General features: G+C 68.6%; 14 protein-coding genes. 8 read left to right on the forward strand and 6 right to left on the reverse strand.

The annotated features are described in order from the left end of the window. Positions 1 to 13: 13 nt before the first annotated feature. Positions 14 to 961 carry a LysR substrate-binding domain-containing protein gene (locus ASD05_RS07050; RefSeq protein WP_056589610.1) on the forward strand — a complete coding sequence of 316 codons (948 nt, stop codon included), beginning with the start codon at positions 14 to 16 and terminating at the stop codon, positions 959 to 961. 164 nt (positions 962 to 1125) lie between these two features. Beyond that, positions 1126 to 2229 carry a BMP family ABC transporter substrate-binding protein gene (locus tag ASD05_RS07055; RefSeq protein WP_056589612.1) on the forward strand — a complete coding sequence of 368 codons (1104 nt, stop codon included), beginning with the start codon at positions 1126 to 1128 and terminating at the stop codon, positions 2227 to 2229. 110 nt (positions 2230 to 2339) lie between these two features. Here ASD05_RS07055 and ASD05_RS07060 read toward each other — a convergent pair whose 3' ends face one another. Next, positions 2340 to 3203, reverse strand: a complete 864-nt coding sequence (locus tag ASD05_RS07060) for a LysR family transcriptional regulator (protein ID WP_235507890.1) — start codon at positions 3201 to 3203, stop codon at positions 2340 to 2342. 121 nt (positions 3204 to 3324) lie between these two features. Here ASD05_RS07060 and ASD05_RS07065 point away from each other — a divergent pair, with 121 nt between their 5' ends. The 6 genes from ASD05_RS07065 (at position 3325) to ASD05_RS07090 (ending at position 9518) form a co-directional block, all read left to right on the forward strand. Continuing rightward, a complete protein-coding gene (locus ASD05_RS07065) occupies positions 3325 to 3930 on the forward strand; it encodes a short chain dehydrogenase (RefSeq protein WP_056590371.1) in 606 nt (201 codons plus the stop codon). Then, positions 3927 to 4913 carry a hypothetical protein gene (locus ASD05_RS07070; RefSeq protein ID WP_056589619.1) on the forward strand — a complete coding sequence of 329 codons (987 nt, stop codon included), beginning with the start codon at positions 3927 to 3929 and terminating at the stop codon, positions 4911 to 4913. The genes ASD05_RS07065 and ASD05_RS07070 overlap by 4 nt, the downstream gene beginning before the upstream one ends. A 76-nt stretch (positions 4914 to 4989) precedes the next feature. Further along, positions 4990 to 6276, forward strand: a complete 1287-nt coding sequence (gene guaD / locus ASD05_RS07075) for a guanine deaminase (RefSeq protein WP_056589622.1) — start codon at positions 4990 to 4992, stop codon at positions 6274 to 6276. A gap of 76 nt (positions 6277 to 6352) precedes the next feature. Beyond that, the gene (dcd, locus tag ASD05_RS07080) at positions 6353 to 6919 is read left to right on the forward strand and encodes a dCTP deaminase (protein WP_015866656.1); all 567 of its coding nucleotides are present in this window, start codon (positions 6353 to 6355) and stop codon (positions 6917 to 6919) included. Positions 6920 to 7038: 119 nt separating this feature from the next. Next, positions 7039 to 7923, forward strand: coding sequence for a neutral zinc metallopeptidase (locus ASD05_RS07085; RefSeq protein ID WP_056590373.1), 885 nt, complete (start codon positions 7039 to 7041; stop codon positions 7921 to 7923). A 131-nt stretch (positions 7924 to 8054) separates the two neighbouring features. After that, positions 8055 to 9518, forward strand: a complete 1464-nt coding sequence (locus tag ASD05_RS07090; RefSeq protein ID WP_007837321.1) for a DEAD/DEAH box helicase — start codon at positions 8055 to 8057, stop codon at positions 9516 to 9518. A gap of 36 nt (positions 9519 to 9554) precedes the next feature. Here the strand turns inward: ASD05_RS07090 and ASD05_RS29340 are convergent, their stop codons facing one another. From ASD05_RS29340 to ASD05_RS07110, 5 genes are all read right to left on the reverse strand, one after another. Beyond that, positions 9555 to 9776, reverse strand: a complete 222-nt coding sequence (locus tag ASD05_RS29340; RefSeq protein ID WP_082571993.1) for a hypothetical protein — start codon at positions 9774 to 9776, stop codon at positions 9555 to 9557. A gap of 133 nt (positions 9777 to 9909) precedes the next feature. After that, complete coding sequence (locus ASD05_RS07095; RefSeq protein ID WP_056589625.1) at positions 9910 to 11535, reverse strand: rhodanese-related sulfurtransferase; 1626 nt, start codon at positions 11533 to 11535, stop codon at positions 9910 to 9912. Then, a complete protein-coding gene (locus ASD05_RS07100; protein ID WP_157610004.1) occupies positions 11532 to 12137 on the reverse strand; it encodes a cysteine dioxygenase in 606 nt (201 codons plus the stop codon). Before ASD05_RS07100 ends, ASD05_RS07095 begins: the two co-directional genes overlap by 4 nt. Beyond that, entirely contained in the window at positions 12134 to 13114 is a 981-nt protein-coding gene (locus tag ASD05_RS07105; RefSeq protein WP_056589628.1) for an ABC transporter substrate-binding protein, read from the reverse strand. The genes ASD05_RS07100 and ASD05_RS07105 overlap by 4 nt, the downstream gene beginning before the upstream one ends. Continuing rightward, positions 13111 to 14352, reverse strand: a complete 1242-nt coding sequence (locus tag ASD05_RS07110; protein ID WP_056589630.1) for an acyl-CoA dehydrogenase family protein — start codon at positions 14350 to 14352, stop codon at positions 13111 to 13113. The genes ASD05_RS07105 and ASD05_RS07110 overlap by 4 nt, the downstream gene beginning before the upstream one ends. Positions 14353 to 14428: the final 76 nt, after the last annotated feature.

Genomic DNA, 14428 nt, shown 5'->3' on the forward strand with positions numbered 1-14428 from the left:
AAAAGGACCCGACATGAGCCAGGTGATGTTCGATCTCGACGTGCTGCGCACCTTCTCCACCGGCATCGCGCTCGGCAGCTATGCGCGCGCGGCCGACAGGCTGGGCCGCTCGACCTCGGCGGTGAGCGCGCAGCTGAAGAAGCTGGAGTCGCAGGCCGGCACCGTGCTGTTCCGCAAGGCCGGCCGCGGGTTGGAGCTCACCGATGCAGGCGAGACGCTGCTGACCTATGCCCACCGCATGCTCGAACTGAATGAAGAAGCCGGCGCCGCCATGCGCGGCACCGACCTGCAGGGCTGGGTGCGCCTGGGCCTGCAGGAAGACTTCGGCGAGACGCTGCTGCCCGCCGTGCTTGGCCGCTTCGCGCGCGCACACCCCAAGGTGCGCATCGAGGCCTGCGTGGCGCGCAGCGGCGAACTGCGCGAGCGGCTCGAACTCGGCCAGCTCGACCTGGCACTGGCGTGGGACGCGGGCGACCAGCCCCTGTCGCCCTACGCCGAACGCGTCGCGCGCCTGCCGCTGTTGTGGATCGGCCCGAAGACGCCCGACAGGGTCGAAGCACCCTGGTGGACGGAGCGCGAGAGCCGCGGCGCCGGGACGCGCCAGGCCAGGAGCAAGGAGCCGCTGCCGCTGCCGCTGATCATGCTCGACGCCCCGTGCCCGTTGCGAGAGATCGTGATCACCGCGCTCGACCGCGCCGGCGTACCGTGGCGCCGGGCTTTCGGCAGTGCCAGCCTCGCGGCGCTGTGGGCTGCCGCATCGGCCGGACTGGGTCTTACGGTGCGCACGCCTTTCGGGCTGCCCTCGCACGTGCGCGCCATCGATCGCGCGACGCTGTCCCTGCCGGCGCTGCCGCAGATATCGCTCGTGCTCTATCGCGCGCAGGCCCACTCCGAGGCCCCGGCGAGCCGGCTGGCCACGCTGTTGCTAGAGGCTGTGCGCCAGCGTGTGCAGCTCGAGTAGAAAAACGGCCGAACGACGGATGGCGACCCCGTTGCGCGCCTGACGATTGGCGGCGGAACCCATCGCGGCGCCGGGAAGGCCGCACTAAAATCCGAACCCCGCAGCCGGGCGTCCCGGCCGGCTGCGGGTTGTGCTTTTTTTCCGGGGCCATGTAGAGGAACACCATGTACAAAAACCTCGCGGGCCGCGCCGTCCTGGCGTGCGTTGCCGCTTGTTTCTTCTTTTCTCCCGCCTTCTCGCAGACGCAGCCGCCCAAAGCGCCGTTGAAGATCGGCTTCGTCTACGTCACGCCCGTCACCGATGCCGGCTGGGTGCGCCAGCACGAGGAAGGCCGCAAGGCCGTCGATGCAGCGCTGGGCGGCAAGGTCCAGACCACCTACGTCGAGAACGTGGCCGAAGGCGCCGACGCCGAGCGCGTGATCCGCGACCTCGCCCAGCAGGGCAACACGCTCATCTTCACGCCGAGCTTCGGCTACATGGAACCGACGCTGAAGGTGGCGAAGGACTTCCCCGAGGTGAAGTTCGAATCGATCACCGGCTACAAGACCGCGCCCAACGTCGCGACTGCCAATGCGCGCTACTACGAGGGCCGCTACCTCGCGGGCATCGCGGCCGGCCGCATGACGAAGACCAATATCGCCGGCTACGTCGCAGGCTTCCCGATTCCCGAGGTGCTGCAGGGCATCAACGCCTTCGCGCTCGGCATGCGCTCGGTGAATCCGGCTGCGAAGGTCCATGTGGTGTGGCTCAACGAGTGGTTCGATCCGCCGAAGGAGCGCGACGCCGCGATGGCGCTGTTCGACCGGAATGCCGACGTGGTGGCCTTCCACACCGGCTCCACCGCCGTGATGGCCGCGGCGCAGGAGCGCGGCAGGATGGCCGTCGCCTATCACTCCGACATGCGCAAGATCGCGCCCGACGCCCAGATCGTCGCGGTCACGCACCAGTGGGGCGGCTACTACACGCAGCGCGCGAAGGCCGTGCTCGAAGGCAGCTGGAAGAGCGGCAACCTCTGGGGCGGCGTGAAGGAAGGAATGATCCGCGTCGGCGACTTCGGCACCAAGGTGCCCAAGGCCGTGCAGGACGAAGTGCTGGCGCGGCAGAAGGACATCGCGGCCGGCAAGCTGCAGCCGTTTCGTGCGGTGGCCACCGACGTGCGCGACAACGAGGGCCACGTCGTGATCGCCAAGGGCGCGCAGCTGAATGACGAGCAGATCCTGAAGATGAACTGGCTGGTCGAGGGTGTGCAGGGGCGGGTGGCCCGTTAGCGGGCTTGCGGACCGACGGCTTTGCCCGTGGCGATGGAGCTTCGGCGCAACAGGGTCTTGATGCGCTAGCGAAGCAGCACAGGCGTCATTTATCAGTGGAACGCGGATCTTCAGCCCAGCCGCTCGACCACAAAGTCCACGAAGGTCCGCAGCTTGGCACTCGGCCGCGCTTCCGGCAGCCGCATGATGTGCACCTGCCGCGTGGGCAGTTCCCATCCGGGCAACAGCCGCACCACCTGGCCCGAGGCGATGGCGGGCCCCAGCAGCGCATCGGCCTGCACGATCACGCCTACGCCGGCCATGGCTGCGGCCAGCAGGGCCTGGCCGTTGTTGGTGGTGAGCGGGCCGCGCACGGGCACATGCACCGTCTTGCCCTTGCGCGTGAAGCGCCACGCATGGTCCGGCCCCCAGGTCGCAAAGCCCAGCAGCGGGAAGGCCTCCAGCTCGGATGGGTGCTTGGGTTGCCCGTGGCGCGCGACCCATTCGGGGCTGGCCACCGCGTACATGCGCGACAGCGCCAGCGGCCTTGCAATGAGCCGTTCGTCGACGGCGGCGCCCGAGCGGATGCCGCAGTCGAAGCCTTCCTCCGCGAGGTCGACCACGCGGTCGTTGAGGCTCAGTTCCACCTTCACCTGCGGATAGGCGGCGATGTACTCGCCGATCACGGGCGTGAGCCGGTGCGCGCCATACGCCACCGGCGCGGTCACGCGCAGCACGCCCTGCGGCATGGCGCGCAGCGACTCGGCCACGCCGTCGGCGATGTGCACGCTGGAGAGCACGTCGCGGCAGCGCTCGAGATAGGCGGCACCGATTTCCGTGAGCAAATGGCGGCGCGTGGTGCGCTCCAGCAGGCGCGCGCCGACCTGTTCTTCGAGCGCGCGGATGTGCTTGCCGACCATCACGGCCGACAGGTCGAGCGCCTCCGCGGCGGCAGCGAAGCTGCCCGCATCCACCGTGGCGACGAAGACTTCCATGGCGCGCAGCTTGTCCATATTGAAAACCCAAAGTTTCGAATGACCGAACCGGATGGCAATTTATCAAATTGATGGTTCGCAAAACAATGGCCACCTGTTCATTCAATCCGGCGAGGTTTTCATGAGAGTTCTGGTTGTGGGCGCGACAGGCGCCATCGGCAGCGCGGTGGCGCAGGCACTGACCGAGCGCCACCACGAGGTGATTCGCGCAGGCCGCACGCGTGGCGAGCACCAGGTCGACATCACGAGCGACGCGAGCGTCGAGGCGCTGTATGCGGCGGTCGGTCGAGTCGATGCCATCGTGTCGGCGGCGGGCGGGCTGTTCTTCGGGCCGTTGAACGAGATGCGGCCGGCCGACTTCAACGTCGGCCTGCAGGACAAGCTGCTCGGCCAGGTGCGGCTCGCGCTGCTGGGCCAGCATGTGCTGCGCGACGGCGGGTCGATCACGCTGACCACGGGTGTCGCGGCCGACGATCCGGTTCGCGGCGGAGGCAATGCGGCTGCCGTGAATGCGGCGGTCGAGGGTTTCGTGAAGGGCGCGGCGATCGAGCTGTCGCGCGGCCTGCGCATCAACGCCGTGAGCCCGACGCTGCTGACCGAATCGGTGGCGGCGTACGGCGCGCTCTTCCCGGGCGTTGAAACGGTACCGGCCGCGCGTGTGGCGCTGGCCTACGTGCGCAGCGTCGAAGGTCCGCTGACGGGGCGCGTGTATCGCGTGTGGCAATGACGAGGGCGCGCGCACTGCTGCTCGGAGCGTCGCTCGCGTACGTGGCGGCGACGGCCTCGGCCGCGCCGCCCGCCGTACAGGCCCTGCCCGACGACTGGTATCCGGAAAGCGTCGCCATCGGCCCCGACGGTATGTTCTACGTCGGCAGCTGGCGCGAGGGCGCGGTCGCGCGGCTGAAGCCGGGCGTCGACCCGAAGGCCGAAGTGCTGGTGAAGCCCGGCGCCAACGGGCTTGCGAACGGGCAGGGCGTGCTGGTCGATGCGAAGCACCGGGCGCTGTGGATCTGCTCGGGCAACAGCGGCTTCACCACCGTGCCGCAGACGCCGAGCGCGCTCAAGCGCTACGACCTGACCACCGGCGCACCGCGTGCCAGCTATGCGATGCCCGACAACGGCTACTGCAACGACCTTGCGCAGGACGCGCGCGGCAACCTCTACGTGACCGACTCCTACCACCCGCGCGTGCTGAAGCTCGCACCGGGTGCTGCCGCACTCGCGGTCTGGAAGGAAGACCCAGCACTGTCCGGTGCCGGTCCCTACAAGGGGCTGAATGGCATCGCCATCGACGGCGGGCGCGATGTCTACGTGAGTCTCGTGGCGGCGGCTTCCTACGTGCTGCGCATCGGCCTGGGCGCCGACGGCAATGCGGGCGAGGTCACGCGCATCGAAGCTCCGCGGGTGCTGAAGAACGTCGACGCGATCCGCGCCTGGAAGCCCGGCCGGCTCGTGCTGTTCGAAAGCAATGCCTTCGGCGACGGCCCCTATGGCGGCCAGGTCACCGTGGCGCGCATCGACGGCACCAAGCTCGGCTTGCAGACGGTGGTGGCGGGGCTCAACGACCCGTCGTCCGGCGCGGTTCGGGGCAACCGCGTCTATTTCATCGAGTCGAAGTATTCGCTGCTGACCAAGCGCAAGGACGGCGACGGGCCTGTGCCGGCCGGCGTGCCCTTCGATATCCAGTCGCGCGAACTGCCAGCGCGCTGAGTGCATTCCGCATATAGCACTCATACGCGCGTGGAAATCGTGGGCCGGCGGGGCTGGATTACCCTCCCTACCCACGATGAAAAAAGCCTACCGCGCCTCCCTCCTGCGATTCGATGCCGCCGGCCAGCCCGTTTTTGATGAAGACGGCCTGCTGGTCGTCGCCCCCGACGGCACCGGCCGCCAGCGCGTGCTCGATGCCGGCAGCCATGCCGCCGTCGCGCCGCGCCACCCCGATGCGCACACGACCCACCTGCCCGGGCGCATCCTCGCGCCGGGCTTCGTGGACATGCACATCCACTTTCCGCAGACCGACATCATCGGTTCGCCCTCGCCGGGGTTGCTGCCCTGGCTCGAGAACTACACCTTCCCGGCCGAAAGCAAATTCGCCGACCCTGCGCATTCGAACGAAGTGGCCGACGTGTTCTTCGACGAACTGCTGCGCAACGGCGTCACCACCTCGCTGACCTTCGCGACCTCGCATGTAACCTCGGTCGACGCCTTCTTCGAAGGCGCGCAGCGCCGTGGCCTGCGCATGATCACCGGCAAGGTGCTGCAGGACCGCAACTCGCCCGACGGCGTGCGCGACGAAACCGAGCAGAGCCTGATCGATACCGAGGCACTGATCCGCAAGTGGCACAACGTCGGCCGCCTGGGCTATGCCATCACGCCGCGCTTCGCGCCCGCGAGCACCGAAGCCCAGTTGCGCGGCGCGGGCGAACTGGCCGCGAAGTACGCCGACACCTGGGTCCAGTCGCATGTGGCGGAGAACCGCGACGAAGTGAACTGGGTGCGCGAGCTGTATCCGAAGGCGCGCTCCTACCTCGACGTGTACGCCGGCTTCGGCCTGATGCGCGAGCGCGCCGTGTACGCGCACTGCATCTACCTCGACGACACCGATCGCGCGCTGCTGCGCGAGACGAAGACGGCCGCGGCCGTGAGCCCGACCAGCAACCTGTTCCTCGGCAGCGGCTTCTTCGACTTCGGCGCGGCCGACCGCGTGGGCTATCCCTATGGCCTGGCCAGCGACGTGGGCGGCGGCACCAGCTTCAGCCCCTTCCACACCATGATGGCGGCCTACTACGTCGGCCGCGAGGGCCAGACCAAGGCCGGCCTGAGCATCGCGCCCTCGGAACTCTGGTGGCGCCACACCGGCGGCGCGGCGCGCGCGTTGGGGCTCGACGGCGTGGTCGGCAACCTGCAGCCGGGCTGCGAAGCCGACTTCCTGGTGCTGAACCCTTCGGCCACGCCGCTGCTGGCGCGCAAGACGAAGCTGGCGAACACGCTGGAAGAAATGCTCTTCGCGATGATCGTGCTGGGCGACGACCGGTTGGTCGAGCGCACGGTCATTTCGCAGGCGCTGTAGCACCCGGGGCGGCGGGGAGGGTGGTGGCGCATGCCACAATTCGCGCCATCTCCCCCCGCAGCAGCAGCGACCGCATATGAGCATCAAGAGCGACAAATGGATTCGGCGCATGGCCGAGCAGAACGGCATGATCGAGCCCTTCGAGCCCGGCCAGGTGCGCGAGGCCGCAGGCCACAAGATCATCAGCTACGGCACCTCGAGCTATGGCTACGACATCCGGTGCGCGCCTGAATTCAAGGTCTTCACCAACATCCACAGCACGGTCGTCGACCCGAAGAACTTCGACGAGAAGAGCTTCGTCGACATGCACGGCGACTACTGCATCATCCCGCCCAACAGCTTCGCGCTGGCGCGCACCGTCGAGTACTTCCGCATCCCGCGCAACGTGCTGACCATCTGCCTGGGCAAGAGCACATACGCGCGCTGCGGGATCATCGTCAACGTCACGCCGTTCGAGCCCGAATGGGAGGGCTACGTGACGCTCGAATTCAGCAACACCACGCCGCTGCCCGCCAAGATCTACGCGGGCGAGGGCTGTGCGCAGGTGCTGTTCTTCGAGAGCGACGAGGTCTGCGAGACCAGCTACAAGGACCGCGGCGGCAAGTACCAGGGCCAGCGCGGCGTCACTCTGCCAAAAACCTGACGTATTGCCGGCCGGCCGCTGACGGCCGCTGACGGCCGGTTACCCCGGGGGGCGCTGGGGCAAGTACCATCCTGCGAACGCCGGCAAATCCTCCTGCAATGGCCGGCAAGGAGACTGCGATGAGATGGGAAGGCAACGAACAATCGGACAACGTCGAAGACCGCCGCGGTGAAGGTGGTGGCGGTGGGGGCGGCTTCATCGGCGGGCGCAGCATCGGCATCGGGACCATCGCGGTCGCGCTGATCGCGGGCTGGGTCTTCGGCATCAACCCCCTCACGGTACTGAGCCTGCTCAGCGGCGGTGGCGGTCCGGCCCAGGTACAGCAACAACAACAGGGACCCGCGCCCAAGCCGCCGTCCGGCGACCGCGAAGCGGCGTTCGTCTCGACGGTGCTCAAGAACACCGAAGTCGTGTGGACGGCCGTATTCCGGCAGAACGGGGGCACCTACCACGCACCGCGCCTCGTGCTGTTCCGCGATGCCACGCCCACGGCCTGCGGCACGGGGCAGTCGGCCATGGGGCCGTTCTACTGCCCGGGCGACCAGAAGGTCTACATCGATCTCGGCTTCTACGACACGCTGAAGAACCAGCTCGGCGCGCCGGGCGAGTTCGCGCAGGCGTACGTCATTGCGCACGAGGTCGGCCATCACGTGCAGGACGAACTCGGCATCACCGCCAAGGTCGACGGCATGCGCGGCCGACTCAGCCAGACGCAGAACAACGCGATGAGCGTGCGCGTCGAGCTGCAGGCCGACTGCTTCGCGGGCGTGTGGGCCCACCATTCGCAGGAGTCGAAGAAATGGCTCGACCCGGGCGACATCGAGGCCGCGATGAACGCCGCGCAGAAGATCGGTGACGACGCTTTGCAGCGTTCCGCGGGCCGTGCGGTGGTGCCCGACAGTTTCACCCACGGATCGAGCGCGCAGCGCCAACGGTGGTTCGGCGCGGGCTATCAAAGCGGCGACATCAAGGCCTGCGACACTTTCAATGCACGCAGCCTTTGAGCTGCATGCCCCCGAATGCCTCGTCAGTGCTGGCTGGATTGCTATTGAATAAATAGCAACTCCATGGGCGCGGGCGTTGTCATGCCGAAGTCACTGCCGTTTTTTGCGGCAATGCGACAATAGCGGGCTCAATGACAAGCTCCTTCTCCAATTTGATGCTGGCGGAACCGCTGGCGCGCGCCGTGGCCGAAATGGGCTACGAGACCATGACACCGATCCAGGAGCAGGCCATTCCGGTCGTGCTCTCGGGCCAGGATGTGATGGGCGCCGCCCAGACAGGCACCGGCAAGACGGCGGCGTTTTCGCTCCCGCTGCTGCAGCGCATGCTCAAGCATGAAAACGCCTCGACCTCGCCGGCGCGGCACCCGGTCCGGGCCCTCGTGCTGCTGCCCACGCGCGAACTGGCGGACCAGGTCGCGCAACAGGTCAAGCTGTACGCCAAGTACACCAACCTGCGCAGCACGGTCGTGTTCGGCGGCATCGACATGAAGCCGCAGACGCTGGAACTGAAGAAGGGCGTCGAAGTGCTGGTGGCCACGCCGGGCCGGCTGCTCGATCACATCGAAGCCAAGAACGCGGTGCTCAACCAGGTCGAATACGTCGTGCTCGACGAAGCCGACCGCATGCTGGACATCGGCTTCCTGCCCGACCTGCAGCGCATCCTGAGCTACCTGCCCAAGCAGCGCACCACGCTGCTGTTTTCGGCGACGTTCTCGCCTGAAATCAAGCGCCTCGCCAGCAGCTACCTGCAGAACCCCGTCACCATCGAAGTGGCCCGGCCGAACGAAACGGCTTCCACCGTCGAGCAGCATTTCTACAGCGTGGGCGACGACGACAAGCGCCGTGCGCTCAAGCAGATCGTGAAGCAGCGCGGCATCACGCAGGCCTTCGTGTTCGTCAACAGCAAGCTCGGCTGCGCGCGCCTCGCACGCTCGCTGGAGCGCGATGGCCTGCGTACCACCGCACTGCACGGCGACAAGAGCCAGGACGAGCGCCTGAAAGCCCTCGCCGCGTTCAAGGCCGGCGAAGTCGATCTGCTGGTGTGCACCGACGTCGCGGCGCGCGGCCTCGACATCAAGGACGTGCCGGCGGTCTTCAACTTCGACGTGCCGTTCAACGCCGAAGACTACGTGCACCGCATCGGCCGCACCGGCCGCGCCGGCGCTTCGGGCCTCGCCGTGAGCTTTGCCAGCGGTGGCAACGACGCGCGCCTGGTGGCCGACATCGAGAAACTGATCAAGAAGAAGATCGAGCTCGAGCCGGTCGAATTCGAGGAAGACCGCCCGCGCGGCCGCATCAACGACGGACGCCGCCACTGGCGCGAAGAAGGCGAAGCCGGCGACGCACGCGATGTGCTCGACCAGCCGCGCGAGCGCCGCGAAGCCGAAGCCCGCCGCGGCGGTGGACGCCCGCACCGCGCGCCGTCGGCGCCGCGCGATCCGTTCTTCGACAAGCCCTACGAGCCCGGCGAGCCGGACGCCACGCCTGCCTGGGAAGCTGCCGCCAAGGCGGCCACGCCCGCGCGCGGCATCTCCAGCAACATCAAGTCCAAGCGCAAGGTCGCGGCGCTGTTCAAGAGCGCCGAACCGAGCTAGCTGGCCTGGCTGCCTAGCGGCGTCAGCCGCCGCAGCTCAGCGCCATCCGCGGTGCCAGCCGTATTGCGGGTGGCGCCAGCCCCAGCCGTAGCGAGGGTGGTAGGCCCATGTAAATCCGACGCCTGGCGACACGTACGTCGGAGCGACGTAGGCCACGCCCGGAGGCGCCGCGTAGACGGGTTGAGCCGGCGCAACCACGCAGCCGGTGAGGGTGGCTGCCAGCGCGGCAGCGGACAGGGTAAGAACAGGAAATCTCATGGCAAAGCTCCTGGGACGAGTTGTTGTAGATATGAATCTCCAACGCCTTGCCGCTTTGCCGGATGACGGCCTTTACCCGGGCGACACACTGTCACCGGCGTGTCGAAATCCTTTCAAAATGCTTTCTCGCGGGTCAGATCACGTTGAAGTGATGCGTGCCGTCGCGTCCCAGCTGTGCGACCAGGCCGTACTCCCAATCGAGGTAGGCCTGCATCGCTTCGGTGGGGGCCTCAGTGCCCTCGTAGGGGCGGCGGTAGCGGTCGGTGCGTGCGGTCGCGAGGCGCGTCTCGCCGGTCTCCGCTTCGAGGCCTGCTGCGAACCACGCCGCGTTGCCACCCTCCAGCACACGCACCTCGATGTCGCCCTTGCCGCGCGCGTCGAGCAGGGCGCGCAGGTCGGCTGCGGCATAGCGTGCGAGCAGGCTGCTGCCGCAGGTCAGCACGTAGCGCTGCGCGGGTGGAATGACGGCGTCGAGCGCCTGCGCGAGTTGTGCGCGGATCGCGTACCAGGCGCCCGGAATGTGGCGCTTCACGTAGTTCGCGCTGGTGGTCACGTCGATCACCGCCGTGCCGGTTTGCCGCTGCAGCAGCAGCGCGAGTTCCTTCGGTGCGATCTCGCCCACGGCAGCGGCGACAGGTGGATAGGCGCTCGCCGGTGCCGCCGTTTCGGTGAACGCCGCAGCCGTCGGCACCACTTCCGGCACGTAGGCCTCCCACCCCATCTGCGCGAGCCATGAGGCGCTCATCGAAGCGCGCACGCCATCGTCGTCCGCCAGCACGATACGCGCGCCGCGCACCGGCACCTGGTGATCCGTTTCCTGCACCAGTTGTCCGCCGGGTGCGCTGGCAAAGCCGGGCAGGTGGCCCGCCGCATATTCCTCAGGCGTGCGCACGTCGAAGCGATACACGGTGCGTCCCGGTGCTTCGAGCGTTTGCAGTGCGTCGAGTGCAATGCGGCGCACGCCGGCCAGATCGGCCACGCGCCTTGCATCGGCCTGCGCTTGCGCGCGGTGCGCCGGTGACACCGCAACGGGCGCCTGCCGGTCCGCGCCATGGTCCAGCACCTGCCCCGCGAGCTTCCATCCGATCGTGCCATTGCGAAGCGCCGCCACCGGGTTCGGAATGCCCGCATTCACCAGCGACTGCGTGCCGATGATGCTGCGCGTGCGCCCCGCGCAATTCACGATCACCTGCGTGGCCCGATCGGGTGCCAGCTCGCGCACGCGCAGCACCAGCTCCGCGCCCGGTACGCTGGTGGCCGAGGGAATGCTCATCGTCTGGTATTCGTCGAAGCGGCGCGCGTCGAGCACCACCACGTTGGCCTTCGCATCGACCAGCGCTTTCACCTCGGGCGCAGAGAGCGAGGGCGTGTGCCGCTCGTGCTCGACCAGCTCGCCGAACGACTTGCTCGGCACGTTCACGTCGCGGAACAGCTCGCCGCCCGCCTTGCGCCAGCCTTCGAGGCCGCCTTCGAGCAGGTGCACGTTCGTGTAGCCCAGCGCGGCCAGCGTGTTCGCGGCCAACGGGGCAAGGTCGGCGCCGTCGTGCTCGCCGTACAGCACGATCAGCGTGTCGAGCCGCGGAATGCGCCGCCAGGCCTCGATCTCGATGCGCGAGAGCGGCAGGTTCGCGGCCCACAGCGGGTGTTCCTGTGCGAACGGATCTTCTTCGCGCACGTCGAGCAGGGCGGTTTCTTCGCGTGCGATGAGCCGCGCGCGCACGGCGGCGAAGGGCAGGGTGGGAAAGGAGGCAGTCGTCATGCGGTTGTCGAAGAAGATCCGAGTTCGGCGCAGCGGTCCCACAGGTTGGGCAGCAGCGCATTGGAGTATCCGGAGACGAAGGGCTTGCGGCCGCCCTGCGCCGGATAAGTATGCCGCCGCACGGCGCCGATGTTCGCGCCGTAGACGTGGATGCTGATCGATACGCGGTCCGCATGCGCGTTGTGAACGCGGTGCAGATCGCCGACGGTGGGCGACACGGCTTCCACGTCACCGGCATCGAGCCGCACCGCTTCGCCTTGCGGCTGCGCGCGGCCCTGCGCGTCGAGCACATGGCCCTGGCTGTACTCCGCGCCGCGCAGCATGCCGATCAGTCCCCACACCGTGTGGTCGTGCACCGGCGTGGCCTGCCCCGGTCCCCACACGAAGCTCACGACCGAGAAGCGCTCGGTGCTGTCCGCATGCAGCAGGAATTGCTGGTAGCGCACCGGGTCGGGTCGTGCAAAGGCCTCGGGCAGCCAGTCGTCGCGCGACACCAGCGTGCGCAGCAGCGCGCCGCCTTCCGAAAGAATGCGAGGCTCGTCGGGCGCGCTGTCGAGCAGCCGGCCGAAGGCGCCGACGAATTCGCGCAGCGGCGCGATCACGCCGTGCGCTTCCAGACGCTGGTGTCCGTGATCGCGCGAACGTCGACGCGCACCGGCAGGATGCCGTCGCGCGCCGAGCGGTCGGCCACGGCCTGCAGCGCGACGATGTCCGCCTCGCTCACCGGCCGGCCCGCCACGGACGCCCGCGCCGTGATGATGCGAGAGGACTCGATCGGAAGCCGCGTGAGCTGACTGTAGGCCTGCGCGTAGCCCTCGGGGTTGGCCAGCGCCCAGTCGCCCGCGCGGGCCAGCCGGTCCAGAAACTGCACGATGGCCGCGCGCCGGGCCGGGTCTGCCAGCGAATATTCGCTCGCGGTGATGAAGCCCAGGGCGGTATTGATGCCGCGCCCGTCGCGCAGGATGCGTCCGCCTTGCTGCAAGGCGATCGTGTAGTACGGATCGAAGATGGCCCACGCATCGATCTGCTTCGACGCGAAGGCGGCTGCCGCATCGGTAGGCAGCACGAACTTCACCGTCACCTCGCTGCGCGGCACACCGGCTTCTTCGAGCGCACCGTACAGCTGGTACTGCGAGATGCTGCCGCGCGCCGACGAGACGATCACCGTCTTGCCGCGCAAGTCGGCCACGCTGCGCAGCGGCGAATCGGGCTGCACCACGATGCCCAGCGAATCGGCCTTGCCGACGCGCGTGGCGACGATCTTCAGCGGCGTCTTTCCGACGGCCGCGGCCAGCACGGGCAGGTCGCCGGCCATGGCCGTATCGACCGCCGCGCTGCGCTGCGCCTCGAACAACGGCGCCGCGCCCTGGAAGTTGGCCCAGCGGTAGGCGAAGGGTGCACCTTCGAGCGTGCGCGAGGCCTCGAACAGCGAGCGCAGGCCGCCGGCCTGGTCGCCGAGCACCAGCGTGGCCTGTGGCTGTGCAAAGGCGCGCAGCGAACCGGCTGCAGCCAATGAGAGTGCGGCGCCTTGCTTGAACCAATCGCGGCGCGACGCTTTCGGGAAGAGAAGGGATGTCATGCAGCGACTCCCGGCGACAGCAGCGCACGCTTGCCCGCCGCGACCAGGATCGCGTCGTTCTGCGGCGTGTGGATGCGGCTGCACAGCACGTCGCGGTAGTGCCGCTCCAGCGGGTTCTGCCGCGTGAGGCCGTGGTTGCCGCTGAGCTGCAGGGCCAGCTCGACCGCGCGGACCGCGTTGCCCGTCACCGTGTACTTGAGCAGACCGCTGTCGGCGGCCGGCGGTGGATGGCCGTGATCGACAGCGGCGGCCGCCTCGTCGAGCAGCACGCGGTTGGTTCGCAGCAGCGCCTCGATCTCGCCCACATGCTCCTGCACGCGTGGCAGGCTCGCCAGCGGTGCGCCGAGGCTGCCGGGCGCGCGCTGGTTCAGGAAGCCCACCAGCCAGTCGCGCGCGGCCGTCGCTACCGCGTCGTAGAGGCTGCCGAGCAGCACCGTCATCCACGCCTGTTGTGTGGCATGGGCGTCGATATCGGTCTGGCTGCCCGCGTCGGGCGCCCAGTCGGCCGGCGCGCGCAGGTCTGCTGCATGGTCGAGGCCGGTGGCGACGTTCTCGAACACCACCTCGTGGCTGCCCGAGGCGCGCAGGCCCAGGTGGTCCCAGCTGGGAATCACGCGCACGCCGGGTGCTTCGCGCGGCACCAGGAACACGCCGGTGCGCGGCGTGGCCTCGTCGGTGCGGGCCCACACCGCGAGCCAGCTCAGGCCCTCGATGCCGGTTGTATAGAGCTTGTGGCCATCGATCTTCCAGCCGCTGCCTTCGCGCCGCGCGACCGTGGCGGGCAGGCCGCCGCGGGCGGGCGAACCCAGCACGGGCTCAACCCGCAGCGCGTTGATCAGCGCGCCGTGCGCCACCGCATCGCGTGCCACGCGTTCGCGCAGCTGCGGCGGCCAGCGGCTGTCGGTGCGCGTCAGTGCGTGGTGCTGCAGATAGGTCATCGTGAGGATCAGCGCCGTGGCTGGCTCGCCGCGCGCCACGGCCGCGATCACGCGCCGTGCCGTTGCCAGCGTGGCGCCGCCGCCGCCGTGTTCGGCGGGAGCGACGAGCCCGATGAGCCCGTGCGCCTGCAGCGCCGCGAAGTTCTCGCGCGGAAAGGCGCCACTGCGGTCATGGTCGGCTGCGGTGGCGGCGAACTGCGCCGACAGCCGCGCCAGCACCGCGGCATCGACGGTGGCGGGTGGGGGAGGCGATGGTTCTTCAGGCGTGGCCGACGCGCGGCGCAAGGGGAGTGCACTCATGGTGCCCAGACGTTAGCGGGCCGCCTGGCGCCGGAAAACGACGCATCCCGCATATGCAAACTCGTTTTTCTGCGTT

The sequence above is a fragment of the Variovorax sp. Root434 genome, from assembly GCF_001426595.1.
In the GTDB taxonomy this organism is placed as follows: Bacteria; Pseudomonadota; Gammaproteobacteria; order Burkholderiales; family Burkholderiaceae_C; genus Variovorax.